Below are 25,607 nucleotides of genomic sequence, written 5' to 3'. Positions count from 1 at the left end.
AAGCGACTGAGGGGGCCATCGCCGACCTAAACTAACATGTTCACCATACGTTCTCAACCGGAGCCCCCTATGCCCCTGTTCCGAAAACCCCGTCCACCTGAGCAAAAAGACTCCCGCGCCGCCCGGCTGATCGCCCTGACCACCGGCGGCCGTCCGCAGTGGACGCCGCGCGACTATGCCGCCCTGGCGTCTGAGGGGTTTGCCAAGAACCCCGTGGCCTATCGCTGCGTGCGGATGATCGCCGAGGCCGCCGCCGCCACGCCGCTGGTGGTGTTCCATGAGGGCCAGCGTGCGCCCGATCATCCGCTGCAACGCCTGCTGCACGCGCCCAATCCCGAGCAGGGCGGGCCGGATCTGATGGAGGCGTTTTTCGGTAACCTGCAGACCGCCGGCAACGCCTATCTGGAAGCGGCGGGGGAGGGCGACCAGCCGGGCGAGCTTTACGCCCTGCGGCCCGACCGCATGACCCTGGTGCCCGGTCCGCGCGGCTGGCCGGCCGCCTATGACTATCAGGCCGGCGGGCGGATGGTGCGGATCGGGCGCGACGCCGACGGCTGGCTGCCGGTGCTGCACTTAAAGCTCTTCAATCCCACCAACGACCATTACGGCCTCTCGCCGCTGGAGGTCGCGGCCTTTGCCATCGACGTGCACAATGCCTCCAGCGCCTGGAACAAGGCCCTGCTGGACAATTCGGCGAGGCCCTCCGGCGCCCTGGTCTATGCCAACCGCGACGCCGGCGACCGGCTTTCCGACGAGCAGTTCGACCGGCTGAAGGCCGAGCTGGCGGGTGCCCAGTCGGGGGCCGCCAATGCCGGGCGACCACTGCTCTTGGAAGGCGGCCTCGACTGGCGGCCGATGTCGCTCTCCCCGGCCGAGATGGACTTCACCGGCGGCAAGCACGCCGCCGCCCGCGAGATCGCCCTGGCCTTCGGGGTGCCGCCGCAACTGCTGGGCATTCCGGGAGACGCCACCTATGCCAACTATCGCGAAGCCAATGCCGCCTTCTGGCGCCACACCGTGGTGCCCCTGGCCGAGCGCGCCGCCCGCGCCCTGACCGGCTGGCTGGCGGTGAAATTCCCCGGCGCCCGCATCGCCCCCGACCTCGACGCCGTGCCGGCCCTGTCTGTCGAGCGCGACGCCCTGTGGGCGCGGCTCGACGGCGCCAGCTTCCTGACGCCGGAAGAGCGGCGACGGCTGGCGGGGTTGGACGGTTAGCGCCGAGCTAGCCCCCTCCGGCCCTCCGGGCCACCTCCCCCAGAGGGGGAGGATCTACGAGCGCCGCGCAGATGCTCCCCCTCTGGGGGAGCTGTCGCGGAGCGACTGAGGGGGCCATCACCGCCCTCGAGAAAGGACCCCACCCCATGCCCACCACACCCGCCCGCTGGCGACTGGACCGTCAGGTCTCGGTCGCCCTGATCTTGACCCTGATCCTCCAGGCCGCCGCCGTCCTGATGTGGGCGGGCCGCGCCTCGGCCCGGATCGACGAGATGCGCACCCGCCTCGACGCCCAGGCCCCCGTCGCCGAACGCCTGGCCCGGCTGGAAGAGCAAGCCGTCGCGACGCGGGCTTCGCTGGCCCGGATTGAGGCCAAGCTGGATTGAGCGCTGTGCTGGCCCCCTCCGGCCCTCCGGGCCACCTCCCCCAGAGGGGGAGGATCTACGCCGCGCAGATGCTCCCCCTCTGGGGGAGCTGTCGCGGAGCGACTGAGGGGGCCGTCGCCGCCCTCCAACAAAGGACCCCACCCATGACCGACGCCCTGACCATCGAAGGCCACGCCTCGCTGTTCTGGACCCGCGACCTCAATGACGACGTCACCGCCGCCGGGGCCTTCGGCGCCAGTCTCGCCGAGACCGGCGCGGCGGGGGTGAAGATGCTGCACCAGCACGACAACGCCGAACCCATCGGCGTCTGGGACGAGATCGTCGAGGACGCCAAGGGGCTGTTCGTCCGGGGACGGATATTGCGCGCGACACCGCGCGGCAGGCTGGTCGCGGCCCTGGTCGAGGCCGGGGCCCTGGACGGCCTCTCCATCGGCTTTCGCCAGGTCAAGGCCCGCCAGGACGGTGCCTTGCGGGTGCTGAAACGGGTGGAGCTTTGGGAGGTGTCGGTGGTGACGTTCCCGATGCTGCCGGGCGCGCGGTTGCGGGTTTCCTAGTCCGGTGCAGCGAGCTTCCAGTGTCGTCGCAATAACGCTGCTTGCTGGTGAAAACCGCGTTTTTCCAACTCCAAGACGAAGCGGTCAATTGGCGGGATATTACGCCGATAACCACCCGGTCCAGAGTAAAGTCCGCCGCCGGGACCCGAGTATAAGCCGCCACCGGGGCCGGTATACAGGCCACCACCGGGGCCGGTATAAAGTCCTCCGTCAGGCCCGGTATACATTCCGCCACCCGGACCGGTGTAGAGTCCTCCATCGGGACCTGTGTAGAGGCCTCCTCCCGGACCAGTGTAGAGGCCGCCACCTGGGCCAGTCGACGCGCCCCCGCCTGGGCCTGTGTATAAGCCTCCGCCTGGGCCCTTATACAGGCCCCCATCTGGACCTGTGTATTTGTCTCGTGGCCAGCTCATTGAATATTCTCCTCAGAGCATTCGAGATAGGGTAGAGTTTCTATAGGTCAAGGGTGTTGTGTTATTATAATTATTTGAAAATTGATGCGGTTCATTAGGCATCAATGTCACCCCCTCAGTTCCCGATCAGCCGCACCAGCGTCCCGTCCGGGTCGATCAGGGCCGCCATGATGATCGGGCCCATGTCGCGGGGCGGGTGCAGGCGGGGCCAGCCGAGCGTGGTCTCGGGCAGGCCGGTCGCCTTGCAGACCGCATAGAAGCCGTCGAGGTCGTCCAGCCGCAGGCAGCAGCTGAACGAGCTGATGGCCGGGTCGAGGTCTGGATAGGGGAAGAATTCCAGCGTCAGCGACCCGCGCTCCAGGATCATCCAGCCGGCGTCGCGCCACGAGGCCTCAAACCCCAGCGCCGCATAGAAGCGCGCGGTGCTCTCGAAGTCGCGCGACGGCAGGTTGGGCGTGGCGTGGTCGGTCATTCGTGCAGCTTCGCCCGATGAGGCGGGGCCGCGCAACAGAGATCCTCCCCCCAGAGGGGGAGGTGGCCCGAAGGGCCGGAGGGGGAAGGGATCTCCCGTCGGCCGACTTCCCCCTCCGTCGCCCCGGTGGGGCGACACCTCCCCCTTCAGGGGGAGGACTTTCCACAAACCGGAGAACTCCATGAAAGAGACCAAACACGCGGCCTCGCCCGAGGCGCGCGCCATGCTGCATGAGGTGCTGGCGGCGTTCGAGAGCTTCAAGGCCGCCAACGATCAGCGCCTGTCGGCCATCGAGACCAAGCGGGCCGATGTGCTGCTGGAGGAGAAGGTCGAGCGCATCGACGAGGCCGTCGCCCGCGCCCAGCAGCGCCTGGACCGCGCCCTGAGCGACACCCGCCGGCCGTCCCTGAACGGCGAAGCGCCGCTGGCGCGGGTGGACGAGCGCAAGGCCGCCTTCGACCGCTATATCAAGACCGGCGAGGCCCCCGCCCTGCTGCTGGAGGCCAAGGGTCTGTCGGAAGGCGTGGCCACGGCCGGCGGCTATGTGGCGCCGCCCGAGCTGGAGCGGGCCATTCTGCGTCGCCTGGCGGCCACCAGCCCGATGCGCGAGATCTGCCAGGTGCGCACCATCAGCGCCGGCACCTTCCGCAAGCCGGTCTCGCCCACGGGCCTGGCCGCCGCCTGGGTGGCCGAGACCGCCGTGCGGCCCGAGACCACGGCCCCGACCCTGGACGTGATCGACTTCCCGGCCGGTGAGCTCTATGCCAGCCCCGCCGCCACCCAGGCCCTGCTCGACGACGCCTATGTCAGCATCGACGAGTGGCTGGCCGAGGAGGTGCAGGACGCCTTTTCCGCCCAGGAGACCAGCGCCTTCGTCAGCGGCGACGGGGTCAACAAGCCCAAGGGCCTGCTGGCCTACACCGCTGCGCCCGACGCTTCGTATACCTGGGGCCAGGTCGGCTATGTGGCCACCGGCGTGGCGGGCGGCTTTGCGGCCGCCAACCCGACCGACAAGCTGATCGACCTGATCTATGCGACCAAAAGCCAGTACCGCCAGAACGGCCGGTTCGTGCTCAACCGCCGCACGGTCAGCCTGGTGCGCAAGTTCAAGGACGCGCAAGGCAACTACATCTGGAATGCGGCCCTGCAGCCGGGCCAGTCGGCGTCGTTGCTGGGCTTCCCGGTCACCGAGATCGAGGCCATGCCCGACGTGGCTGCCAACGCCCTCGCTGTCGCCTTCGGCGACTTCGAGAAGGGCTATCTGATCGTCGACCGCGCCGGCGTGCGGGTGCTGCGCGACCCCTATTCGGCCAAGCCCCACGTGCTGTTCTACACCACCAAGCGCGTCGGCGGCGGCGTGCAGAACTTCGACGCCGTGAAGCTGCTGAAGTTCGCGGTCAGCTAGCGCCGCGCTGACCCCCTCAGTCCCTCCGGGACAGCTCCCCCAGAGGGGGAGCATCTGCTTTTTTAGATCCTCCCCCTCTGGGGGAGGTGGCCCGGAGGGCCGGAGGGGGCTTTCCCCTTCCTTTCAGAACAAAGCCCCCCATCCCATGCCCAACGCCCTCACCCTGAGCGAGGCGCGCGCCTTTCTGCGCGTGGCCGACGCTTCGGAAGACGCCACCGTCAGCCTGCTGATCGACGCCGCCGAGGCCCGCGTCGGCGGCGCCACGGGCCTGACCCTGACCCCCACCAGCCCGGCCCCGCTGCGGCTGGCCGTCCTGACCCTGGTCGCCCACGCCTACGAGCACAGGGACGGCGCCGAGCCGCCGTTCGCCCTGGTCGAGCCGTGGCTGGCCCCTTACCGAAAGGCGCGCCTGTGAACCCCGACACCCTGCTGGCCCAGGCCCTGGTCGACCTGCTCAAGGCCGCCCCCGCAGTCACCGCCATCGTCGGCCAGCGCATCCATCCCGTAGCGCCGCGCGTGCCGACCCTGCCGTGCCTGGCGCTCACCCGCATCGAGAGCCGCCCCTATGGCGAGGGCGACGGCCTGGAGCATGTGCTGACCCTGACCGCCGTCTCGCGCTTTGGCGGCCCCGAAGAGGCCAGGGCGGTGGTCGCCGCCGTCCGCGCCGCCCTGCACGAGGCCCGCCCCACGCTCACGGGTCGCCGCCTGGTGACCCTGCGCGTCACCTATGCCGACGTCTTCCGCGCCGCCGACCGTGAACAGTCCCTCGGGATCGTGCGTGTGCGGGCGGTCAGCGAGGCGGGCTGAACCCTCGACAACCGGAGATCCCATCATGGCCGCACAAGCCGGCAAGGACATGCTTCTGAAGATCAGTGACGGGGCGCCCACCCCGACCTTCGTCACGGTGGCGGGCCTGCGGGCCCGGACCATCAGCCTCAATGCCCGCACCATCGACGCCACCGACAGCGACAGCACCGGCCGCTGGCGCGAGCTGCTGGCCGGGGCGGGGGTGAGATCGGCCGCTGTGTCGGGGGCAGGGGTGTTTCGCGACGCCGCCTCCGACGCCCAGGTCCGCCAGAGCTTCTTTGACCAGTCGGCCCGCACCTGGCGGCTGACCATCCCCGACTTTGGCCAGCTTGAAGGGCCGTTCCTGGTGGCGGCCCTGGAATATGCCGGCCAGCACGACGGCGAAGCGGCCTTTGCGCTCAGCCTGGCCTCAGCCGGGGCGGTGACGTTCACGGCGATTTAGACGGCCGATGATCCTCCCCCTCTGGGGGAGGTGGCCTGAAAGGCCGGAGGGGGCAGCGCGGCGAGTACCGTGAAGGCCCCCTCAGTCGCTCCGCGACAGCTCCCCCAGAGGGGGAGCATCTTCTTGCAGGAGACCCCCCATGCTTCCCCCAAACCCTGCGCGCGGCGAGGTGGTCGTGACCCTGGCCGGAGCCCCGCGCCGGCTGTGCCTGACCCTGGGCGCCCTGGCCCGGATCGAGGCGGCGCTGGACCTGGGCGACTGGCGCGAGCTGCCGGCCCGGATGGAGCGCTTGAGCGCGCGCGAGCTGATGGCCGTGCTGGCGGCCCTGCTGGACGGCGGCGGCGAGCCTGTCGAGGCTGGAGCCGGCGTCACCGTGCCCGAGGCCGTCGCCGCTGTGGCCGCCGCCCTGGCCGCCTCGGCATGAGCGGCTGGAGCGCCGCCCTGCGGCTGGCCGCGTCGCTGCGCATCACCCCCGAGGCCTTTTGGCGGCTGTCGCTCGCCGAATGGCGGGCCCTGACCGCGACCCCGCCGGCCCCCGTGCTGGGCCGCGCCGGGCTCGACGCCCTGATCGCCCGCTTTCCCGATGAGGAGATGTCCGCATGAGCGGTTTTGAAGAGGACGGCCTTTCCAGCCTGCCTGCCCGTGCCGCTGAGGCGGCGGCGGCGCTGGAGTCCCTGAAAGCTCCAGCTGAAAAGGCCGCCGGGGCGATAGACGAGGCCTTCGCCCGGGCGGGTTCCAGCCTGGTCAAGTCGCTGGCCCGCGCCGCTGCCGACGGCGAGGTGTCGCTGGCCGAACTGGCCCGGGCGGTGGTGGCGGCGGTCGGTGCGGGGATGTCGGGCGGCGGGTCTGACGGGGGGCTGGCCCAGGCGCTGTCGAGCGCCTTTGCCGGAGCCCGCGCCGACGGCGGTCCGGTGCTGCCCGGCGGCGCCTATCTGGTCGGCGAGCGCGGCCCCGAGCTGTTCCGTCCCAGCGGGGCCGGCAGTATCGAGCCGCTGGGCGGCGGGGGCGTATCGGTGGTCGTCAATGTGCAGGGTGGCGACGCGGCAGGCCTGGCGCGGTCGGATGCTCAGCTGGCCCAGGCCCTGGCGCGGGCGGTGAGTTTGGGGGCGCGGGGGCTTTAAAAGATCCTCCCCCTTTGGGGGAGGTGGCCCGAAGGGCCGGAGGGGGCAGCTCGGCCTATGCCGAAGAAACCCCCTCAGTCACTCCGTGACAGCTCCCCCAGAGGGGGAGCATCTCCTCTCACCTCAGATCACAACCGCCGTCTGCGGCGCGGGGCCGTACTTGTTCTCGCGGGGTTCGCCCAGGCTGCAGCCGACCCACAGGGTGAAGGCCAGCCAGATGGCGAAGGCGATGAAGCAGGCGATGAACAGGCCGCCCACGGCGCTCAGCACCGCCAGTTCGGGCTCGCCGCCACGGACGCCCGCCATGATCGCGGTAATGCCCACCGAGGCGATGGAGCCGAACACCAGCACCGGGCCGAAGACCCAGGGCAGCACCTGCCACCAGCCGGTCTGACCCATGTCGTGCAGACGCTTGTTGTGGATACAGACCGAGCAATAGATCGTCACAAGCGAAAGCGCCCAGCCGAAGAACGGTATCCAGCCGGCCACCACATTGGCGCCCAGCAGGCACAGCCAACCGATCCAGAAGGCCTGCCGGCCGATGCGGCCCTCGGGCGAAAAGAACAGGTTCTTCCAGTCCATCTTGGTCTCCAATCTCGACCCGGAACCTAGTGGCCGGCGCCCCGCAAACGAAGTGAAAAGCGGGTCATGACGCAGACTTAATGGCGGTCGGCGTCCTTCGCCGCCCATTCCCCCATCCCCAGAAACATCAGGAGCCGCCCATGAGCGCCTTCCATGAAACACGCCTGCCGGCGCGGCTGGCGTTCGGCTGCACCGGCGGTGTCGAGCGGCGCACGGCCGTGGTCACCCTGGGCTCGGGGCACGAGCGGCGCTCCAGCCCGTGGGCGCAGGGGCGGCGGCGGTATCTGATCGCCACGGCCTCGCGGCCGCTGGACGAGGCGGCAGAGCTGGTCGCCTTTTTTGAGGCGCGGCGCGGGCGGCTGTATGGCTTCCGGTTCCGCGATCCGGCCGACTTCAAGTCGTGCGCGCCGTCCCTGCAGCCGGCTGCGACCGACCAGCTGATTGGCACGGGAGACGGGGCGCGCAAGACCTTCGCCCTGGTCAAGACCTATGGAACCGGCCTCGAGCCAGTGGTTCGCCCCATCGCCAAGCCGGTGGCCGGCACGGTCAAGCTGGCGGTGGCGGGCGTCGTCCAGGCCCCGGCGGCGTTCAGCGTCGATGCGGCTACGGGCCTCGTCACCCTGGTCGTCGCCCCCGTCACCGGCGCAGCGGTGACGGCGGGGTTCGAGTTCGACACCCCCGTGAGGTTCGATCTGGACCGGCTGGACATCCAGATGGACGGCTTTGCGGCGGCGCGGGTCACCGCCTGTCCGCTGGTCGAGGTGCGGGCCTGATGCGTGCCGTTCCGACCGCCCTGGCCGAGCGCATCGCGAGCGGCGCGGCCAGCCTGTGCCACGCCTTCGTCCTGACCCGTGCCGACGGGACGGCGATGGGCTTTACCGATCATGACGCCGACTTGGCGGTCGAGGGCGTCACCTGCCGCGCCGCGACCGGCTGGACCGCCGGGGCGCATGAAACGGCGGCCGGTCTCTCGCCCGGCCTGGCCGCCGCCCTGGGTGCGCTGGACGATGAGGCCATCACCGCCGCCGATATCGAGGCGGGGCTTTATGACGGCGCCCGCGTGGCCTGCTGGCTTGTCGACTGGTCGCAGCCGGATCTGCGCGTGCGGCTGTGGAGCGCCCGCATTGCCCGCCTGCGCCGCGAGGGCGAAGGCTTCACCGCCGATCTGGAGGGGCCGCTGGCGGCGCTGGACCGCGTGGCCGGCCGCACGGTCGGCCGCCTGTGCGACGCGGCGCTGGGCGATGGCCGCTGCGGCGTGGATGTTTCGGCCCATCCCGGCGCGCGCTGTGACCGGCGCTGGCGCAGCTGCGTGGATGTGTTCGCCAATGGCGTCAATTTCCGGGGCTTTCCCACGACGCCGGGCGAGGACTTCCTGACGCTGTATCCGTCCGAAGGCGAACGCCATGACGGGGGACGGCGGTGAGGGGGGAGAAAGAGATGCTCCCCCTCTGGGGGAGCTGTCCCGGAGGGACTGAGGGGGCCGTCGCGGCGAAGGCCGGCCAGCTTCTTCCGCTAGGCCGGCGCTGCCCCCTCCGGCCCGCTGGGCCACCTCCCCCAGAGGGGGAGGATCTTGCTGTGCACACCGCCGCCCTGGCCCACGCCCGCCAGTGGCTGGGCACGCCCTACCGCCATCAGGCCAGCACCCTGGGCGCCGGCGCCGACTGTCTGGGCCTGGTGCGCGGGGTCTGGCGGGGGCTTTATGGCGACGAGCCGGAAAGCCTGCCGCCCTACCGCCCCGACTGGGCCGAGGTGGGCGGCGGAGAGCGTCTGCTGGAGGCGTTTGGCCGCTGGCTGGTGCCGCTGGACCTCGCCCGCGCCAGGCCCGGCGACGTGCTGGTGTTCCGCATCAGCCCCGGCGTTCCCGCCAAGCACTGCGCGGTGATGAGCGCCCCTGACCGGATGATCCACGCCTATTGGGGCCGGGCCTGCGTCGAGAGCTGGCTGGGCCGCTGGTGGCGCGAGCGCCTGGTGGCGGCCTTTCAATTTCCTCAGGAGTTCAAGACATGGCCCAGCTAGTCCTGTCGTCGGTGGGCGCTGCGCTCGGCGGGGCTGTGGGCGGCACCATCGGCGCGGTGATCGGCGGCGTGATCGACAGCGCCGCAATCAGCAGCCTGACCCCGGCCCGGAAGGTGGGGCCGCGCATCCCGCAACTGCGCATCACCGGCGCGGCCGAGGGGGCGGCGATCCCCTGCGTGCTGGGTCGCGCCCGGGTGGGCGGTCAGGTGATCTGGGCGGCGCGGTTTCGCGAGCGGCGGATCGAGGGGCGGGTCGGCGGCGGCAAGGGGCCGCGCACGGCGTCCTACGCTTACAGCCTGTCGTTCGCCGTCGCCGTGGCCGAGGGACCCATCGACGGCATCGGCCGGGTCTGGGCCGACGGCAAGGTGATGGACATGACCGGCGTCACGATGCGCCTGCATCGCGGCGAGGCCGATCAGGCCCCCGATCCGCTGATCCAGGCCATCGACGGCGCGGCCCCGGCCTATCGCGACCTGGCCTATGTGGTGTTTGAGGATCTGCCGCTGGAGGCGTTCGGCAACCGGCCGCCGCAGTTGTCGTTCGAGGTCTTTCGCCGCCCCCGCGCGCCGGGTGCCGCGCCGGGGCTGGAAGAGCGGCTGACGGGGGTGTGCCTGATCCCGGGTGCCGGAGAATTTGTCTATGCCACCGACGCGGTGCTGCGCCGCGACGGCCTGACCCGCACGCGGGCGGAAAGCGTCAACAACAGCGAGGGGCGGGCCGATCTGGTGGTCTCGCTGGACCAGCTTCAGGCCCAGCTGCCGGCCGTCGATCATGTGACCCTGGTGGTGTCGTGGTTCGGCACCGACCTGCGCTGCGGCGCCTGCCAGATCCGGCCGGGCGTCGAGCAGGCCGACAAGGCCACCCTGCCGTTCGACTGGCGGGCCGGGGGCGTGGACCGGTCTGGCGCGCGCCTGCTCTCCACCGATGACGGCACCCTGGCCTATGGCGGCACGCCCGCCGACCGGGCGGTGCGGCAGGCCATTGCCGAGATCAGGCGGCGCGGTTTGAAGGTGACGCTCTATCCGTTCGTGCTGATGGACGTGCCGGCGGGGTCGGGCCTGGCTGATCCCTATGGCGGGGTAGAGCAGGGCGCCTATCCCTGGCGGGGGCGGATCACCTGCCACCCGGCGCCAGGACGGCCGGGTTCGCCCGATGGCAGCGCCGACGCGGCCAGCCAGGTCTCGGCCTTCTTCGGCAGCGCTACGCCCGCCCAGTTCGGGGTTAGCGACGGCTTGCCCAGCTTTACCGGCGGGGCCGACTGGGGCTTTCGGCGGATGGTGCTGCACTATGCCCGGCTGGCCCAACTGGCGGGCGGGGTGGACGGTTTTCTGATCGGCTCGGAGTTGCGGGGCCTGACCACGGTGCGCGGCGCAGGCGGGACCTATCCGGCTGTCGCGGCGCTGAAAACGCTTGCTGGTGATGTGCGCTCAATGGTCGGGGCGGGGACGAAGATCGGCTACGCCGCCGACTGGAGCGAGTATTTCGGCCACCACCCCGCCGACGGCCCCGGCCATGCGGTGTTCCACCTCGATCCGCTGTGGAGCGATCCGGTCATCGACTTCGTGGGCGTGGATTTCTATCCCCCCGTCACCGACTGGCGCGAGGGGGCGGGGCATCTGGACGCGGCGGCGGGTTTTGCCGGCCCTCACGAGGCTCCCTATCTGCGCGCCGGGCTGACGGGCGGGGAGGGGTTCGACTGGTTCTATGCCAGCTCCGCCGACCGCGACGCCCAGAGCCGCACCGCCATCACCGACGGCACCCATGGCGAGGCCTGGATGTTCCGGCCCAAGGACCTGAAGAGCTGGTGGAGCAACGCCCACCATGACCGGCCCGGCGGCGTGCGGTCTGCCACGCCCACGGCCTGGGTTGCGCGCAGCAAGCCGATCCGTCTGATCGAGTTCGGCTGTCCCGCCGTCGACAAGGGAGCCAATGCGCCCAACCTGTTTATCGACGCCAAGAGCATGGAAAGCGGCCTGCCGCCCTATTCGACCGGCGCGCGCGATGATCTTGCCCAGCGGCGGCTGCTGGAGGCGGTGCTGGACTGGATCGCCGACCCGGCCGCCAATCCGGTCTCGCCGGTCTATGGCGGGCCGATGATCGAGGCGGCCAGCGCCTGGTGCTGGGATGCGCGGCCGTTTCCCGACTTTCCAGCCCGCAGCGGGGTCTGGGCCGATGGGCCAAACTGGCTGCTGGGCCACTGGCTGAACGGCCGGGCGGGTATCGCGCCCCTGCCCGAACTGATCGCCGCCCTGGCGGCGCGGGCGGGGGTGTCGCTGGACGTGGGCGAGGCGGGTGGCGTGGCCGTGGGCTATGTGATCGACCGGCCCATGCGCCTGCGCGACGCCCTCTCGCCGCTGCTGGAGGCCTTCGGGCTGGATGCGGTGGAACGGGGCGACGGGGTGCGGCTGGTGTCGCGTTCGGGCCCTGCGACCGGCACCCTGATCGAGGCCGATCTGGCCTGGCCCGAGGATCGTCCCGCGCCGGTCACCGCCGGCCGCACCCTGACCGATCCGATTGAGACCCTGCGCCTGCGGTTCATTGATGCGGCCCGCGACTATCAGGTCGGATCGGTCAGCGTGCGGCGCGACGCAGGCGAGGGGAGCGGCGATGCCGAAGCGCCGCTGGTGCTGGCGGCGGCCGAGGCCTCTGCCGTGGCCCAGCGCCTGCTGGACGCGGATACGGCCGCCCGGCGCGAGGTGACGGCGCATCTGTCGCCCCTGGCCGCCCTTAGGCTGGAGACCGGCGAGCGGCTGGCCTTCGAGGGCGGGACCTGGCGGGTTTTGCGCGTCGATCTGGACGAGCAGCCCCGCGCGGCGCTGGCCCCGGCCCTGACCGCCGTGGCCGTCGCCCCGACCGTGGACTGGACGCCTGCCCCGCCGCGCGAGCCGGCCGGGCCGCCGGTGCTGCATGTGCTGGACCTGCCCTCTGCCCCCGGCGCGGAGGACGACGCCCGGCCTCTGGTCGCGGCCGCCGCCGAGCCCTGGCGTCCTCTGGACCTGCATGCCGGCGGGGATCTGGACAGCCTGACCCTGCGCGCCGCCGTCGCTGCGCCCGCCACCCTGGGCCAGACCCTCGCCGACCTGCCGCCGGCCTCGTCGCACCGGCTGGACCGGGCGGGGACCCTGACCGTGCGCCTTGAGGGCCAGAGCCTGTCGTCCCGATCCCTGGCCGCGACCCTGGCGGGTGCCAACGCCCTGGCGGTGCAGGCGGCGACGGGCGAGTGGGAGATTATCGGTTTTACGACCGCCACCCTGGTCGGACCGGATGTCTGGACGCTTTCCGGCCTGCTGCGCGGTCAGCGCGACGGCATGACCGCCGCCGCCGCCATCCCGGCCGGCGCAGCGGTGGTGCTGCTGGACGAGGCCTTGCCCCGGCTGGAGGTCGCGGCCTTCGAGCGGGGCTCAAGCCTGCTCGTCCGCGCCGCGCCGGCCGGTGGACCGCCCTCCGGCCCTGCGATGAGCCAGGTCGCCGTCAGCTGGACGGGGCGCGCCCTGCGGCCCCTGGCCCCGGCCCATCTGCGGGTGAAGGTCTCGGGCGGCGACCGGTTGATCAGCTGGATCCGCCGCACGCGGCTGGGCGGTGATGCCTGGGACGGCGAGGTGGCGCTGGGCGAGACGGTCGAGGTCTGGCGCCTGAGGGTGCTGAACGGCGCCGTCGTGGTTCGCGAGACGCAGCTTGCGACGCCGGGCTTCGTCTATACCGCCGCCCTGCGCGCCGCCGACCTGGCCGCCGGAACCGCTGGTATCCTGAGCGTCGAGGTGGCGCAGGGCTCTGATGTGGCGGGTTGGGGCGTCTCCGTAACGCAGTTGCTGTGATAATAATGCAACAATTGGCTTGCGCGGCGCTGCGAACGGCCTAAGTGAGGGCGGGCTATCCTTCAGACCCAGACCTTAACTCTCCAGAGGCTGTTCCTTGGCGCGCGATCCCTATCTGGAACTTGGTGTTTCCCGGTCCGCCAGCGCGGATGAGATCCGCAAGGCGTTTCGCAAACTGGCCAAGCAGTTTCACCCCGACACCAATCCCGGCGACAAGCCGGCCGAGGAGCGCTTCAAGCAGGTCAGCGCCGCCTTCGACATCCTGGGCGACGTCGAGAAGAAGAAGAAGTTCGACGCCGGCGAGATTGACGCTGACGGGCGCGAGACCTCGCGCGGCTTCGGCGGGGCGGGCGGCGGCAATCCGTTCGGCGGCGGCCGGGGCGGCTTTTCCTCGCGCGGCGGCGATGGGCCCGAGATCGATCTGAATGACCTGTTCGGCGACATCCTGGGGCGCGGGGCGCGCAGCCAGGGCGGGTTCGGCGGCGGGGCCGGCGGCTTCTCGCCGCGCGGCGCCGACATCAAGGCCAGGCTCGACATCGACCTGGAAGAGGCCATCCGTGGCGGCAAGAAGCGCGTCGCCTTCTCGGACGGCCGCACCATCGACGTGACCATCCCGGCGGGTGCCCAGGAAGGCCAGACCCTGCGCCTGAAGGGGCAGGGCAGTCCGGGGCGCGCCGGGGCCGGCGACGCCCTGATCGAACTGGCCATCAAGCCCCACGCCATCTATCGCCGCGAGGGCGAGACCCTGGTCATGGACCTGCCGGTCTCGGTGCCCGACGCGGTGCTGGGCGGCAAGATCGAGGCCCCCACGCCCGACGGTCCGGTGATGCTGGGCGTGCCCAAGGGCAGCAACAGCGGCGCCACCCTGCGCCTGAAGGGCCGGGGCCTGGCCGACGCCAAGGGCAAGCGCGGCGATCTGCTGGCCCGGCTGGTGGTGACCCTGCCCGACACCATCGACCCCGACCTGGAAAAGTTCGCCCAGGCCTGGCGCGAGCAGAAGCCTTACACGCCCAAGCGGAAGTAGATTCCGGGCTGTGCCGGCCTGCTTTTGCTTGGCGGCGCAATCAGAGCTTGTAGACTTGCCGCGCCATTCGCGTTTGGTCTGGCGGGGGCGGGCATATGAGACCTGGGCAGCTTTTGGCGACGATCGCCGCAGTGGCGGCTTTCAGCGGCAGCTCGGCCTGGGCCGCAGGCAAAAAGTCTTACACACCGGCGGTCACGCCGTTGTTCACGGCCCTGTCGACGAAGGTTCCAGAACTGGAGGCCAAGGCGGTCTCGGGCGATTTTCACGCCCAGTTCGCTCTGTCGATTCTTCAGCAATACGGGCTTCGCGGGGTTCGGCTGGATACCGAAGCGGCGCGGTTGTCACGGGCGGCGGCCATGACCCCGCGCCCGTCAATGCCGATCACGACCTATATTGCGGGTCTCAACGGCGCGCCGGGACGCGTGTCGATGATCTATGTTCCCCAACCCAGCCTCGGGCCGAGCTTGGCCCGCCAGGTCGATGAGTGCATTTCGGCGCTACAAAGCGCCGTTGCAGGGGGGCCGTCCGCACTCGAAGCTGCCGACGAGACTTTTCTGGATGAGGCCGAACCGGCGATCGGCGCTTCCGAGGATGGCGCGCCGGGCGCGGCGTGTGGCACCGAATTTTTTGCGCTCCTCGTCAGGTCCTGGAGCCTGGCCCAGCCGTGGCGGGCCTGGCCGTTTCCGGTTTGCGATGCTGACGACCGCCGTTGCAGCGTTCTGAGTGCCCGGGTCGAGCGCCTGAACCGGCGCGATCCGGTGGCTGAGGCGGCCGCTGCGGCCGCGAGCGGCGACTTCAGGCTGGGCGGCTCCAATTTCATCGGTCCTGTTCCGCAGGGCTGGAGTCTGCCGGGGGTCACCTGCCAACGCTGGACACGGGCCATGATCAGCCGCTGGCATGTCGGCCAGGACTATGTGCGTGGCGGAGACGCGGAACATGCCCAGGCGGCCCTGGGCTTCATCGCCGCCTATAACCGCCGCATCGTCACTGATCCGGCCTTTCCGTTTCCCGACATCTGTTCGGAGCGGGGTGTCCGTCGCGACAAGGCGTTCAGGCGAGCTCCGCAAACGGCGGCCGAGGCGGCGCGGTCGGGCGATCTCGCCGTGCTGGCCGCGCTGGATCCTTCGGCAGACGTCAACGCCCGGGATCTCTTCGGCGCGACGGCTCTGGAATGGGCCATGCTGCGCGACGACGAGCCGATGGCGCTTGCCCTGCTGGCTCGAGGCGCTGACCCCGATCTCCATGCCGACAGCCCGGGCCAGCCCGGCCCCCTGGCCCTGGCCCTCGCCGCCGATCGCTTCAAGCTCGCCAGGGCCATGCTCGACAAGGGCGCGACCATGCGAGGCGGCACGGGGCTTTGCCGCTTTGGGCTTTGGGATGTCTATGGGCCCGGAGAGGCCGCGCCCAATCGCGGTTGCAGCTGGGCTGGTCTGCTCGCTGCCAAGGGGCAGTTCGATCAGCTGGATGAGCAGGCGGCGCTGGGCAGGCTTGATCCGCAACTCGACCCTCGCACAGGGACGCTGTCGGGCGGCCTTGACGGGATGGGAGAGCTGAATGCCGTATTGATCGGCGCGCTGAAGGCCCGCGATGGTCGCATGATCGCGCGCTTGCTGCCGAATGTCGGCAAGACACCGGACGGGGCCGCGAAGATCCTCGAGCTGCTTTACAGCCAGGGGCGCAAGGATCTGGTGCGTGTCTATGTGCAGGGGCGGGGTTCCCGGGCGGCGCGATCGTCGGTCGAGGCGGATCTCTGGCGCGCCGCCGCCAAGGCGCGGAAGGACGAGGCGCTGGCGCTGCTGATCGACTACGGTGCGGACCTGAACTTCTTGTCGCCCGCCAGGCTGCCCGCTTGCCTTGAAGCCGCCAAAAGAGGCGATGAGGCCGGCCTGAAGGCCTGTATCGAGGTCGCGGCGGAAAGCCGGGCCGGCCTTGCCGCCGCGCTGCGGGCCGGCGACTCCGCAGGCTTCGCCGCGAGGGTTGCGGGGATTGCGGAGGTTCGGGAGCAGGCCAAGCCCACCCTCGTGTCTGCGGCCGCCCGTTATGGCGACGCGGCGATGCTTGAGGCTTTGCTTTCTCGTGGCGCGGACCCGGATAACGGTATCGGCGGTCGTGAGGCGTCCGACTATTATCAGGGGAAGCATCAGCCAGACCTTTCCGGCGGGCGCCCCGGCGATGACTATGCGGTCGCCGATGTGCCCAGACCCTCGCCCGTGGCGGCGGTCGCCCTGCGGGGCGACGCGCGGAGCCTGCGCCTTCTGATCGACGCTGGCGTCCCGGCCCCCGAGGGCGCGCTCTTCGAGCTGGGCGGCCTGGGCAATCCTCCGCCCGGACTGCCGTCGTTCAGCAACCCATCGCAGAACTTCGATACCTCGGGTCTGCCCAGTAGTCCCGGCGCCGGAAAGCTGGCGGCGATGGCGCTTGTCATCGCCGAACTGGTCCGCACCAAAGGCGCGGCATCACTTGAGCCGGCCTTCGCCAGCGCGACCTACAGCGGCTATGACGATGTTCTGAGCTTGATGATCAAGAGCGGCTTCGATCCGTCGCGCGTAAAGGCACCCGAGGTAATCTGGTCCAAATGGTCCAGCCTCGGTAATCCCTGCAAGCCCTCGACCGGCCGGCTTCTGGTTCGATCCGGCCTGCCGTTGAAGTATCCCGTCTCCGAGTTCAGCCGCTGGCCTCCACTGCACGGGCTGGCCGCAGGGTGCTTCAACGCCGACAGCGTCAAGGTGCTTGTGGAGGCCCCTGGTGTCGACATCAACCAGATCGACCCGGACGGTCGCACGGCCCTCGACGTCGCGATCGCCTACGAGCGCCCGGCGCTTGAGGCGGCGCTCCGAAAGGCGGGAGGGCTCAGGCGTCGCGATATCACGTCCGGCGCTCCGACCGGCGAACAGGCGGGCTCTCAAGATGAAGGTGACATTGACCTCACCCAGTCGTTTGAGGGCTGATGTCCCCCGATCAGGCGCTCGCCCCGTGACAGAACGACACGCCCCGTCCATAAGCGCGTTGTTCAGTCTCCATTCAGCCGCAGCCCTCTAGACCTGAGCATATGAAACCGATCCGTGCCCTTTTCGTCGCCGCTGTCCTCGCCGCCGCCCTGCCGGGCGTGGCGTCGGCGCAGCGTGACACGGACTCGCTGGGGGCCAACTGGCGCGCGCAGTCGGACCAGGCGCGTGGCGGCGTGCAGTCGGGCCGTCTGGTGCCGCTGGCCAAGGTGATCGAACAGATCGCCCGCCGTACGCCCGGCCGGGTGCTGGACGCCGGCCTGGAGGGCCGCAACTATCGTGTTCGCTGGGCCACCGCCGACGGCCGCCGCATCGACTTCATCGTCGACGCCGAGACCGGCCAGATCCTCAGCGCCAACTAACCGAGGGCCCCTCATGCGTATTCTGCTCGTCGAGGACGATCCCGACCTGTCGCGCCAGCTGAAGCTTGCCCTGGCCGATGCCGGCTATGCCGTCGACCACGCGCCGGACGGCGAAGAGGCCCAGTTCCTGGGCGAGACCGAGCCCTATGACGCGGTGATCCTCGACCTGGGTCTGCCCAAGGTGGACGGCGTGTCGGTGCTGGAGCGCTGGCGCCGGGGCAATATCGCCACGCCGGTGCTGATCCTCACCGCCCGCGCCGCCTGGAGCGACAAGGTCGCCGGCTTCGATGCCGGGGCTGACGACTATCTGGCCAAGCCCTTCCATACCGAGGAGCTGCTGGCCCGCCTGCGCGCCCTGCTGCGCCGCTCGGCCGGCCATGCGGCGCCGTCGCTCTCCTGCGGCGCGCTGCGCCTTGATCCGCGCGCCGCCCGGGCCAGCGTCAATGGCGAGCCCCTGCGCCTGACCTCGCTGGAATACCGCCTGCTGCACTACATGATCATGCATCAGGGAAGGGTGATCGGCCGCACCGAGCTGGTCGAGCACCTGTACGATCAGGACTTCGACCGCGACTCCAACACCATCGAGGTGTTCATCGGCCGGCTGCGCAAGAAGCTGGGCAGCGACCGCATCGAGACGGTGCGCGGCCTGGGCTATCGTCTGACCGCGCTGGAGGGCGAGGCGACCGAGTGACGATCCGGGCGAGGGTCTGGTCATGATCGACCTGCGCCGCCCTTCGCTTGTCCGGCGGCTGGTGCTGCTGGCCGCCGCCTGGAACATCGTGGTGCTGGTCGTGGCCGGCCTGTTCCTGACCGCCCAGTTCCGCGACGCCGCCATTCGCCGGTTCGACCAGAGCCTGGCGGTGCTGACCGACGACCTCTATGCGGGCTCGACGGTGGAGGACGGGGTGCTGAAGGCGCCGTTCCTGACCGATATCCGCGCCACCCGCACCTATTCGGGCCGCTACTGGACGATCTCGCACCGTGCGCCCAGTGGGGCCCTGAAAGTCATCGAGCGCTCGCGGTCACTGTTCGACAGTGACCTGATGGTGGCCTCCGACGCGGTGGACCGCCTGGACGCCGCCCCGGGCAAGACCCTGTTTTTCGACATGCGCGGTCCGCAGGACAAGCCGCTGCGCGCTGCCGCCCTGCTGGCCCGCCTGCCGGGCTATGCCGATCCGGTGGTGTTCATAGCCGCCGAGGACCGCTCGCCCATCGATGCCGACGCCGCGCGTTTTGGCCGGATCACCGCCGTGGCCCTGCTGCTGCTGGGCGGCGGCCTGATCCTGGCGGTGGTGGTGCAGGTGCAGGTGGGCCTGGCGCCGCTGTTCCAGTTGCGGCGCGAAGTGGCGTCCGTGCGGCGCGGCCGGGCCGAGCGCCTGACCCGCACCTATCCCGACGAACTGGAGCCTCTGGCGGTCGAGCTGAACGCCCTGCTGGCCCACAACCAGGAGGTCGTCGAGCGCCAGCGTACCCATGTGGGCAACCTGGCCCACGCCCTGAAGACCCCGCTGTCGGTGATGATCACCGAAGCCGGCCAGCAGCCTGGCGCGCTGGCCGAAGTGGTGTCGCGTCAGGCCGACGTGATGCGCGAGCAGGTTGACCACCATCTGCGCCGGGCCCGTGCCGCCGCCCGCTCCCAGACCAGCGGCGAGCGCACGCCGGTCGAGCCGATACTCGACGAGCTGGCGGTTACGCTTGAGCGGATATTCCAGGACAAGTCGGAAGGGCGGGGCGTCGAGATCGACTGGCGCTGCCCCGAGGACCTGTGTTTCCAGGGCGAAAAGCAGGACCTGATGGAACTGGCGGGTAACGTCATGGAAAACGCCGGCAAGTGGTGCAGGGGCAAGATCCGTGCGGTGGCGACGCCGGTCGGCGAGGCGCGCTGGACGCTGGTGGTCGACGATGATGGCCCCGGCCTGCCGCCCGACCGCTGGGGCGACGCCCTCAAGCGCGGCCAGCGGATGGACGAGCACACGCCGGGTTCGGGCCTTGGCCTGTCAATCGTTGACGAACTGGCCCGGGCCTATGGCGGGTCGGTCACGCTTGGTGAATCACCCCTGGGCGGTTTGCGGGTCCTGCTGGACCTGCCGCGCGCCCATGGCTAGATGTTCAGTCCCGGACTTTGATGGGCGTGGAACGGCCATCGGATTGGAAGTGCTCTAGATATCTGATTGATAGTCATTTCCTCCTTCGCTGGTGGCGTTGTCAGGTCAGAATACTCGCCAGAGGCTCTCCCGATCCTGCCGGCAGCACCCGCGCGACCTGATGTCGCGACAAGTGTGGTAGCGCTCCCTTCTGCGGATTGGGTTAAATCTTTGCTGGCCATGGTGTTTCAGCTTTTGGCAATCCAGCGTTTTCCGAAATGTTTTTGGTCCGGTTTCGGAAAGTCTTAACCTCGTTGGCAACATGGTTGACGCTGTCGGTCTTTCGATCCGGCGGAGAACCATGGCAGCCATAGCCGCTCACAAGTTGCAGATTGTCCGGACGCTGGTGCAAACCGCGCCTGACGCAGCCCTGCGCAGTCTTGAGCTGGCACTGTCGGGCGTGGGCGAGGTCGGCGGATTGGCCCAGGTGCGTGGCCTGGTCGAGATCGAAACCACCGAGCGTTTCGTCCGCAACAACGTTTTGGCCCCCATAGTTCCGCTATGCGCCGCGCGCACCAAGGTCGGCCAGATCAGTTTTCCGGCCGTGACCCTGCCGCGCCTCTGGAAGGCGCTGAAGGTCGCCGCGCCGCAGCGTGTCGAGGAAGCCTCTTCCAAGTGCAATCCCTGGGACCTGGAGAACGGCTCCCCGGAAGTTTTCGATCAGCTTTGCCATATCGCCATGCTGGGTCTTCGAGATCCGGCCCAGGAGGCTTTCGAACCCCTGCGCGAGATGGCCGATTGCGAAGCCCTGGCGGGTTGCCTATCCCTCTCTGCCATCGTGCGCTCCACCTTGCCCCGCCTGTCGGACTGGGTCAGCCGGATGAGCGGCGAAAGCGCCGCCGCCGCGCGCCTGGCCTATCGCGACGCGTGCCTCATTCGCGACGACGCCGGCCCGATCCTGTTCGACATGATGGCCGCCCAGTTGCCGGAAGACTGGCGCATCCTGCGGATCATCTCGGCCGTAATGGACCGTCCCAATGACCGCTATCTGGCCAGCTCGGAGGCCGGCGCGTTCGGCGAGCAGGTGCTGACCGATATCGAGACCTCGATCGCCCTGATCCGCGACTTCGACTTCGACAAGGGTGAGAAGCTGGGTCGTGAGGCCGCCCTGGCCGCCCAGCGCGTGGCCATGCAGATCACCGAGTTCGAGCAGTCGGTCAACATCGCCAAGGATGGCCCCTGGGGCAAGCGGGTGGTCAAGTTCAAGCAGGCCATGGCCCAGGCCGCCGACATCCGCATGGCCGCCGCCGACAAGGAACTGGCCGACGCCCTCCCGACGCGCCCGATCTCGATTCTGGCGGGCAAGGGCGGCAAGGGTGTCGCCAAGCTGGAAAGCCCGCCGGATGAGCGCCGCGTCCGCCGCGCAACCTCCGCCCTGGCCTTCATCGCGGACCTGCGCCCCTGCGCGGCCCAGGCCGGCTATGGCAACACGCGCACCAAGGCCCTGGAAAAACTAAACACCCGCCTTGATCAGTATATCGAGGACGTTCTGTACGCTGCCCGTACGGGCGAGGGTGGCGACCCTGTGATCGCCCAGCAGTATCTGGATGTCGCCGCCGACCTGATCGCCTTTACCCGCGACGACAAGACAGCCGAAATCGTCCGTCGACGCGCCGCTGCGGCTATCGCAGCCTAACGACCCCCTTAAGCGCTTTTTTTGCTAACGGCCGGACGCATTCCCGGCTAACAGGCGATCATGATCGCATTCTGGATCTCGGCGGCCGGTTTGTCGGCTGCGGCTGGCGCGCTGGTGTTGCGCGAGGCGGCGAAAGCCGGCGCAAGCGGCGCGCCGCAACTCGACGCCCATCGTCGCCAGCTGAGCGAGATCGACCGCCTGGCGCAGGATGGCCTGCTGGACGAACCCGAGCGCAAGGCGGCACGGGCAGAGGCCGGTCGCCGCCTCCTGGCTGATGCCGACGCCGCCCGGGACTGGCCCGTCGAGGGTGCGGGTCCGCGCCGTGTCGCCCTGCTGGCCGCAGCCCTGGCACCGCTGGTCGCCCTAGGTGCCTATGTCGCTCTCGGCGCGCCCGGCATGAGCGATCAGCCCTATGCCCGCCGGGTGGCCGAATGGCGCGCCACCGATCCATCCGCCCTGGATCCGCCGCGCATCGCTGCCGTGTTGGAGACCATTGCCGCCGAACGGGCGGGTGATCCCGAGCCCCTCAAGCATCTGGCCCTGGCTCGCGCCGCCTCGGGCGATCTGGCGGGCGCCGAGCAGGCCCTGCGCCGCGCGGTGCGCCTGGCACCGCGTCGCGCTGACCTGTGGACCGCCCTGGGCGAGGTCTTCGTGTCCGAGGGCGAGGGCCAGGTCGGGCCCGACGCGCGGCTGGCCTTCGGCGAGGCCCTGAAGATTGACCCTGCGGCACCGAGCCCGCGCTATCACCTGGCCCGGGGCCGTATCGCCGAGGGCGATGTCGCGGGGGGACTCGCCGACTGGCGCGCCCTCGCCGCCGGCCTGCCTGCCGACGATCAGGGCCGCATCGCCCTGGAACGCGAGATCGTCGCCGTGCAGCAGGCCGGCGGAATTCCCGCGCCTGTCGCCGATCCGGGCCAGACCGACCAGGTGCAGGGCATGATCGCCGGCATGGTGGACGGACTGGCCGCGCGGCTGAAAACCACCCCCGACGATCCCGATGGCTGGGTGCGGCTGGTGCGGGCCTATGCCGTCCTGGGCGATACCGCCAAGCGTGACGCCGCCCTGGCATCCGCCAGTCAGCGCTATGGCGACCAGCCCAAGGTGATCGCCGCCCTGCGTCAGGCCGCCCAGACGCCGCCACAGGCCAAGGCCGCCCCCGCAAATCCTGCTCAGCAAGAGAAAACACGGCCATGAGTTTCTGGCCCAAGTCGCGCAAGGCGCGTCGCCGTCTGACCATCCTGCTGGCCATCGCGCCGGTGCTGGCCCTGGCGGTCGGCCTGGCGCTGTACGGCATGCGCGACGCTATCTCGCTGTTCTACACCCCCGCCCAGGCCCAGGAGGCCAAGGTGCCGGCCGGGCGCAAGGTGCAGCTGGGCGGCCTGGTGCAGGTGGGCAGCGTGGTCAAGCACCCCGGCGGCGATGTCGAGTTCGTGGTCGCCGACCACAAGTCCACCGCCCGGATCAAGTTCCACGGCGACCTGCCCGACCTGTTCCGCGAGGGGCAGGGCATCGTGGCGCAGGGGTCGTTCGACGGAAACGGCCTCTTCATCGCCACCCAGGTGCTGGCCAAGCACGACGAGCGCTACATGCCGCGCGAAGTGTCCAAGGCCCTGAAAGAACAGGGCGAGTGGCGCGGGCAGGGCGCCGGCGTGCCCGCCTATTATGCGCCCAAGGGATCCAAGCCATGATCGTCGAACTGGGCGCCTTCGCCCTGGTCCTGGCGCTGGTGCTGTCGGTCCTGCAGAGCGGCCTGTCGGCCGTGGGCGGCGCGCGTTGCTCGACCATACTGGCCGGGGCGGGACGCGGCGCGGCGGTGGCGACCTTCGTCTGCGTGGCGGCGGCCTTTGCGGCCCTGGTCTACGCCTTCGTGACCTCGGATTTCTCGGTCGCCAATGTCGCGGCCAATTCCCACACCGCCAAGCCGATGCTGTTCAAGGTGGCCGGGGCCTGGGGCAGTCATGAGGGCTCGATGCTGCTGTGGTGCCTGGTCCTGACCGGCTATGGCGCGGCCATGGCTCTGTTCGGCGCCAGCCTGCCGCCGCGCCTGCGAGCCTATGCGGTGGCCGTGCAGGGCGCGCTGGGGATCATGTTCCTGGCCTATACGGTGTTTGCGTCCAACCCGATGGCCCGGCTGGTCGATCCGCCGGTCGAGGGTCGCTCGCTCAATCCGCTGCTGCAGGACTGGGCCCTGGCGGTGCATCCGCCGTTCCTCTACGCCGGCTATGTCGGCTTTTCGGTGGTCTATAGCCTGGCCATGGGCGCGCTGATCGATGGTCGCATCGACGCGGCCTGGGCGCGCTGGGTGCGGCCCTGGACCCTGGCGGCCTGGAGCCTGTTGACCGTCGGCATCACGCTGGGCGCCTTCTGGGCCTATTACGAGCTGGGTTGGGGCGGCTGGTGGTTCTGGGACCCGGTCGAGAACGCCTCGTTCATGCCCTGGCTGATCGGGGCGGCCCTGCTGCACTCGGCCATCGTCATGGAAAAGCGCGGCGCTCTCCCCGGTTGGACGCTGTTTCTCGGCCTGGCGGCCTTCACCTTCTCCCTGTTGGGCGCGTTCCTGGTGCGCTCGGGCGTGCTGACCAGCGTCCACGCCTTTGCCGTCGATCCGACGCGCGGCGTGCTGTTGCTGATCATGATGGGCATCGCGGCGGGGGCAGGGTTCCTGCTGTTCGCCCTGCGCGCCCCGGCCCTGAACTCGGGTGGCCTGTTCGCCCCGGTCAGCCGCGAGAGCGCCATTGTGCTCAACAACATCGTGCTGTCGACGGCCACGGCGACCGTCCTGCTGGGTACGCTGTATCCCCTGATCCGCGAGGCCATCGACGGCGAGGCGGTGTCGGTGGGGCCGCCGTTCTTCAATCTCACCTTCACGCCCGTCATGCTGCTGGCCCTGGCCATATTGCCGGCGGGACCGCTGCTGGCCTGGAAGCGCGGCGACGCTTCTGCCGTGATGCGCCGCCTGTGGATCGCCCTGGCCGTCGCCGCCCTGCTGGGCCTTGTGGCCTACGCCCTTGTCACGCCGCGCAAGGCGCTGGCCAGCGCCGGCGTCGCCCTGGGCTTCTGGCTGATCGGCGGAGCCCTGACCGAGCTGGCCGAGCGCGTAAAGGCCTTTCGTGTTCCTCTGGCCCAAAGCTGGCGCCGGGCCACCGGCCTGCCGCGCGGTGCCTGGGGCACCACCCTGGCCCATGCCGGCATGGGCGTCTTCGTGTTGGGGGCCTCGTTCGAAACCGCCTGGCGTGTTGAACAGGCCCAGGCGCTGAGCCTTGGCCAATCCTTCAAGCTGGGCGCCTATGAGCTGACCCTGACCGATGTCGGCACGGTGGAAGGCCCCAACTATCTGGCCGAGCGCGGCAAAGTATCGATCACCGACAAGGCCGGCCGCCTGGTCTGCATGGCCCAGCCGGAGCGTCGCTTCTATCCGACCGGCGGCCAGACCACCTCCGAGGTTCACATCTGCCCCAAGGGCCTGGATGATCTGTATCTGGTGATGGGCGAGCGCCGGGCGGGCGAGGGCGGCAAGCCGGCCTGGCTGGTGCGCGGCTACGTCAATCCCTGGGTGCGGCTGATCTTCCTGGGTCCGCTGCTGATGGCCCTGGGCGGCGCGGTGTCGCTGTCGGACCGGCGTCTGCGGCTGGGTGTGGGGCGGCGGGCTTCGGAGACCAAGGCGTGAGCGGCGCGCAGATCAGGATCCTTCTCGTCACCCTGGCCGCCGTGGCCTGCATGGCCGCTGCTTCCGAGCCATCCGAGCGACTGCCCGATCCCGCTCAGGAAGCCCGCGCTCGCACCCTGTTTCGCGAGGTGCGCTGCCTGGTCTGCCAGAACGAGTCGATCGACGATTCGCAGGCCGAACTGGCCGGGGATCTGCGGCGAATCGTCCGCCAGGAGATCGCCCAGGGCCGCAGCGATCGCGAGGTTCGCACGTTCCTGGTGGCCCGTTATGGCGAGTTCGTGCTGCTGAAGCCGCCGTTTTCGTTGGGAAACGCAGCGCTTTGGCTGGCACCGGCGGGCCTTTTGCTGGTCGGCGGTGGCCTGATGGTGGCCCTGCTGCGCCGCCGGAAGGTGGATGGTGAGGACCTGCCGGGCGAGGCGGAGGCGCTTTCAGCCGAAGAAGAGGCGCGGTTGGCCGCGCTGCTAGAGGGCGACGGACACGATTGCGCCGAAAAGCGGCCGCAAGAAGCACCTCCGGCGTGATGCAAAGATGTTTCAGGAAC

At 69.9% G+C, this 25,607-nt stretch carries 26 protein-coding genes; 24 read left to right on the top strand and 2 right to left on the bottom strand.

Features of this window, described 5'->3' with window-relative positions; all coding sequences use genetic code 11:
* The first annotated feature begins 69 nt into the window (after positions 1-69).
* The 3 genes from ACW179_RS20515 (at position 70) to ACW179_RS20505 (ending at position 2,155) form a co-directional block, all read left to right on the top strand.
* Positions 70-1,215: a phage portal protein gene (locus ACW179_RS20515; protein ID WP_492061601.1), complete on the top strand. Its 1,146-nt coding sequence runs from the start codon at positions 70-72 to the stop codon at positions 1,213-1,215.
* A 146-nt stretch (positions 1,216-1,361) separates the two neighbouring features.
* Complete coding sequence (locus ACW179_RS20510; RefSeq protein WP_492061599.1) at positions 1,362-1,601, top strand: hypothetical protein; 240 nt, start codon at positions 1,362-1,364, stop codon at positions 1,599-1,601.
* Between the two features lie 143 nt (positions 1,602-1,744).
* Complete coding sequence (locus ACW179_RS20505; protein ID WP_492061597.1) at positions 1,745-2,155, top strand: HK97 family phage prohead protease; 411 nt, start codon at positions 1,745-1,747, stop codon at positions 2,153-2,155.
* Between the two features lie 528 nt (positions 2,156-2,683).
* Here ACW179_RS20505 and ACW179_RS20500 read toward each other — a convergent pair.
* Positions 2,684-3,040 carry a bleomycin resistance protein gene (locus ACW179_RS20500; protein WP_492061595.1) on the bottom strand — a complete coding sequence of 119 codons (357 nt, stop codon included), beginning with the start codon at positions 3,038-3,040 and terminating at the stop codon, positions 2,684-2,686.
* Positions 3,041-3,221: 181 nt separating this feature from the next.
* On the opposite strand from ACW179_RS20500, the gene ACW179_RS20495 reads away from it, so the two are divergent.
* The 7 genes from ACW179_RS20495 (at position 3,222) to ACW179_RS20465 (ending at position 6,815) form a co-directional block, all read left to right on the top strand.
* Positions 3,222-4,445, top strand: a complete 1,224-nt coding sequence (locus tag ACW179_RS20495; RefSeq protein WP_492061593.1) for a phage major capsid protein — start codon at positions 3,222-3,224, stop codon at positions 4,443-4,445.
* 145 nt (positions 4,446-4,590) lie between these two features.
* A complete protein-coding gene (locus tag ACW179_RS20490; protein WP_492061591.1) occupies positions 4,591-4,860 on the top strand; it encodes a head-tail connector protein in 270 nt (89 codons plus the stop codon).
* Positions 4,857-5,252 (top strand): DUF3168 domain-containing protein, encoded by a 396-nt coding sequence (locus tag ACW179_RS20485; RefSeq protein WP_492061589.1) that lies wholly within the window; start codon positions 4,857-4,859, stop codon positions 5,250-5,252. The genes ACW179_RS20490 and ACW179_RS20485 overlap by 4 nt, the downstream gene beginning before the upstream one ends.
* Positions 5,253-5,277: 25 nt before the next feature.
* A complete protein-coding gene (locus ACW179_RS20480) occupies positions 5,278-5,694 on the top strand; it encodes a phage major tail protein, TP901-1 family (protein ID WP_492061587.1) in 417 nt (138 codons plus the stop codon).
* Between the two features lie 139 nt (positions 5,695-5,833).
* Positions 5,834-6,118, top strand: coding sequence for a GTA-gp10 family protein (locus ACW179_RS20475; protein WP_492061585.1), 285 nt, complete (start codon positions 5,834-5,836; stop codon positions 6,116-6,118).
* Complete coding sequence (locus ACW179_RS20470; protein ID WP_492061583.1) at positions 6,115-6,297, top strand: phage tail assembly chaperone; 183 nt, start codon at positions 6,115-6,117, stop codon at positions 6,295-6,297. The genes ACW179_RS20475 and ACW179_RS20470 overlap by 4 nt, the downstream gene beginning before the upstream one ends.
* A complete protein-coding gene (locus tag ACW179_RS20465) occupies positions 6,294-6,815 on the top strand; it encodes a phage tail tape measure protein (protein WP_492061581.1) in 522 nt (173 codons plus the stop codon). Before ACW179_RS20470 ends, ACW179_RS20465 begins: the two co-directional genes overlap by 4 nt.
* A gap of 123 nt (positions 6,816-6,938) precedes the next feature.
* On the opposite strand, the gene ACW179_RS20460 is transcribed toward ACW179_RS20465, so the two are convergent.
* Positions 6,939-7,397, bottom strand: coding sequence for a DUF805 domain-containing protein (locus tag ACW179_RS20460; protein WP_492061579.1), 459 nt, complete (start codon positions 7,395-7,397; stop codon positions 6,939-6,941).
* A gap of 140 nt (positions 7,398-7,537) precedes the next feature.
* Between ACW179_RS20460 and ACW179_RS20455 the strand changes: the two genes are divergently transcribed.
* The 14 genes from ACW179_RS20455 (at position 7,538) to ACW179_RS20390 (ending at position 25,587) form a co-directional block, all read left to right on the top strand.
* Entirely contained in the window at positions 7,538-8,170 is a 633-nt protein-coding gene (locus ACW179_RS20455; protein WP_492061577.1) for a phage distal tail protein, Rcc01695 family, read from the top strand.
* Positions 8,170-8,820, top strand: a complete 651-nt coding sequence (locus ACW179_RS20450; protein WP_492061575.1) for a phage/gene transfer agent baseplate hub protein — start codon at positions 8,170-8,172, stop codon at positions 8,818-8,820. The genes ACW179_RS20455 and ACW179_RS20450 overlap by 1 nt, the downstream gene beginning before the upstream one ends.
* 152 nt (positions 8,821-8,972) lie before the next feature.
* Positions 8,973-9,413: a C40 family peptidase gene (locus ACW179_RS20445; RefSeq protein WP_492061574.1), complete on the top strand. Its 441-nt coding sequence runs from the start codon at positions 8,973-8,975 to the stop codon at positions 9,411-9,413.
* Entirely contained in the window at positions 9,401-13,228 is a 3,828-nt protein-coding gene (locus ACW179_RS20440; RefSeq protein WP_492061572.1) for a baseplate multidomain protein megatron, read from the top strand. The genes ACW179_RS20445 and ACW179_RS20440 overlap by 13 nt, the downstream gene beginning before the upstream one ends.
* Positions 13,229-13,325: 97 nt before the next feature.
* On the top strand, positions 13,326-14,252 hold the full coding sequence (locus ACW179_RS20435; RefSeq protein WP_492061570.1) for a DnaJ C-terminal domain-containing protein: 927 nt from the start codon (positions 13,326-13,328) through the stop codon (positions 14,250-14,252).
* Positions 14,253-14,347: 95 nt separating this feature from the next.
* Positions 14,348-17,200 (top strand): hypothetical protein, encoded by a 2,853-nt coding sequence (locus tag ACW179_RS20430; RefSeq protein WP_492061569.1) that lies wholly within the window; start codon positions 14,348-14,350, stop codon positions 17,198-17,200.
* Positions 17,201-17,301: 101 nt separating this feature from the next.
* Positions 17,302-17,619 (top strand): PepSY domain-containing protein, encoded by a 318-nt coding sequence (locus ACW179_RS20425; protein ID WP_492061567.1) that lies wholly within the window; start codon positions 17,302-17,304, stop codon positions 17,617-17,619.
* Between the two features lie 13 nt (positions 17,620-17,632).
* Entirely contained in the window at positions 17,633-18,310 is a 678-nt protein-coding gene (locus ACW179_RS20420) for a response regulator transcription factor (RefSeq protein ID WP_492061565.1), read from the top strand.
* A gap of 16 nt (positions 18,311-18,326) precedes the next feature.
* Positions 18,327-19,724, top strand: coding sequence for an ATP-binding protein (locus ACW179_RS20415; protein ID WP_492064362.1), 1,398 nt, complete (start codon positions 18,327-18,329; stop codon positions 19,722-19,724).
* A 340-nt stretch (positions 19,725-20,064) separates the two neighbouring features.
* Positions 20,065-21,399, top strand: coding sequence for a hypothetical protein (locus ACW179_RS20410; RefSeq protein ID WP_492061563.1), 1,335 nt, complete (start codon positions 20,065-20,067; stop codon positions 21,397-21,399).
* A 60-nt stretch (positions 21,400-21,459) separates the two neighbouring features.
* Positions 21,460-22,593 (top strand): c-type cytochrome biogenesis protein CcmI, encoded by a 1,134-nt coding sequence (ccmI, locus tag ACW179_RS20405; RefSeq protein ID WP_492061561.1) that lies wholly within the window; start codon positions 21,460-21,462, stop codon positions 22,591-22,593.
* Positions 22,590-23,087 (top strand): cytochrome c maturation protein CcmE, encoded by a 498-nt coding sequence (gene ccmE, locus ACW179_RS20400; RefSeq protein WP_492061559.1) that lies wholly within the window; start codon positions 22,590-22,592, stop codon positions 23,085-23,087. The genes ccmI and ccmE overlap by 4 nt, the downstream gene beginning before the upstream one ends.
* Entirely contained in the window at positions 23,084-25,066 is a 1,983-nt protein-coding gene (locus tag ACW179_RS20395; protein WP_492061557.1) for a heme lyase CcmF/NrfE family subunit, read from the top strand. Before ccmE ends, ACW179_RS20395 begins: the two co-directional genes overlap by 4 nt.
* On the top strand, positions 25,063-25,587 hold the full coding sequence (locus ACW179_RS20390; RefSeq protein ID WP_492061554.1) for a cytochrome c-type biogenesis protein: 525 nt from the start codon (positions 25,063-25,065) through the stop codon (positions 25,585-25,587). The genes ACW179_RS20395 and ACW179_RS20390 overlap by 4 nt, the downstream gene beginning before the upstream one ends.
* Positions 25,588-25,607 lie beyond the last annotated feature (20 nt).

The sequence above is a fragment of the Caulobacter sp. AVps18 genome, from assembly GCF_058681425.1.
The sequence above is the reverse complement of the archived record's forward strand: the minus strand, read 5'-3'. Positions and strand labels throughout refer to the sequence as shown.

Coding starts and splice junctions, on each gene's coding strand:
- ACW179_RS20515 (WP_492061601.1), top strand. CDS start 70: ATGCCCCTGTTCCGAAAACCCCGTCCACCTGAGCAAAAAGACTCCCGC.
- ACW179_RS20510 (WP_492061599.1), top strand. CDS start 1,362: ATGCCCACCACACCCGCCCGCTGGCGACTGGACCGTCAGGTCTCGGTC.
- ACW179_RS20505 (WP_492061597.1), top strand. CDS start 1,745: ATGACCGACGCCCTGACCATCGAAGGCCACGCCTCGCTGTTCTGGACC.
- ACW179_RS20500 (WP_492061595.1), bottom strand. CDS start 3,040: ATGACCGACCACGCCACGCCCAACCTGCCGTCGCGCGACTTCGAGAGC.
- ACW179_RS20495 (WP_492061593.1), top strand. CDS start 3,222: ATGAAAGAGACCAAACACGCGGCCTCGCCCGAGGCGCGCGCCATGCTG.
- ACW179_RS20490 (WP_492061591.1), top strand. CDS start 4,591: ATGCCCAACGCCCTCACCCTGAGCGAGGCGCGCGCCTTTCTGCGCGTG.
- ACW179_RS20480 (WP_492061587.1), top strand. CDS start 5,278: ATGGCCGCACAAGCCGGCAAGGACATGCTTCTGAAGATCAGTGACGGG.
- ACW179_RS20475 (WP_492061585.1), top strand. CDS start 5,834: ATGCTTCCCCCAAACCCTGCGCGCGGCGAGGTGGTCGTGACCCTGGCC.
- ACW179_RS20470 (WP_492061583.1), top strand. CDS start 6,115: ATGAGCGGCTGGAGCGCCGCCCTGCGGCTGGCCGCGTCGCTGCGCATC.
- ACW179_RS20465 (WP_492061581.1), top strand. CDS start 6,294: ATGAGCGGTTTTGAAGAGGACGGCCTTTCCAGCCTGCCTGCCCGTGCC.
- ACW179_RS20460 (WP_492061579.1), bottom strand. CDS start 7,397: ATGGACTGGAAGAACCTGTTCTTTTCGCCCGAGGGCCGCATCGGCCGG.
- ACW179_RS20455 (WP_492061577.1), top strand. CDS start 7,538: ATGAGCGCCTTCCATGAAACACGCCTGCCGGCGCGGCTGGCGTTCGGC.
- ACW179_RS20450 (WP_492061575.1), top strand. CDS start 8,170: ATGCGTGCCGTTCCGACCGCCCTGGCCGAGCGCATCGCGAGCGGCGCG.
- ACW179_RS20440 (WP_492061572.1), top strand. CDS start 9,401: ATGGCCCAGCTAGTCCTGTCGTCGGTGGGCGCTGCGCTCGGCGGGGCT.
- ACW179_RS20430 (WP_492061569.1), top strand. CDS start 14,348: ATGAGACCTGGGCAGCTTTTGGCGACGATCGCCGCAGTGGCGGCTTTC.
- ACW179_RS20425 (WP_492061567.1), top strand. CDS start 17,302: ATGAAACCGATCCGTGCCCTTTTCGTCGCCGCTGTCCTCGCCGCCGCC.
- ACW179_RS20420 (WP_492061565.1), top strand. CDS start 17,633: ATGCGTATTCTGCTCGTCGAGGACGATCCCGACCTGTCGCGCCAGCTG.
- ACW179_RS20410 (WP_492061563.1), top strand. CDS start 20,065: ATGGCAGCCATAGCCGCTCACAAGTTGCAGATTGTCCGGACGCTGGTG.
- ccmI (WP_492061561.1), top strand. CDS start 21,460: ATGATCGCATTCTGGATCTCGGCGGCCGGTTTGTCGGCTGCGGCTGGC.
- ccmE (WP_492061559.1), top strand. CDS start 22,590: ATGAGTTTCTGGCCCAAGTCGCGCAAGGCGCGTCGCCGTCTGACCATC.
- ACW179_RS20395 (WP_492061557.1), top strand. CDS start 23,084: ATGATCGTCGAACTGGGCGCCTTCGCCCTGGTCCTGGCGCTGGTGCTG.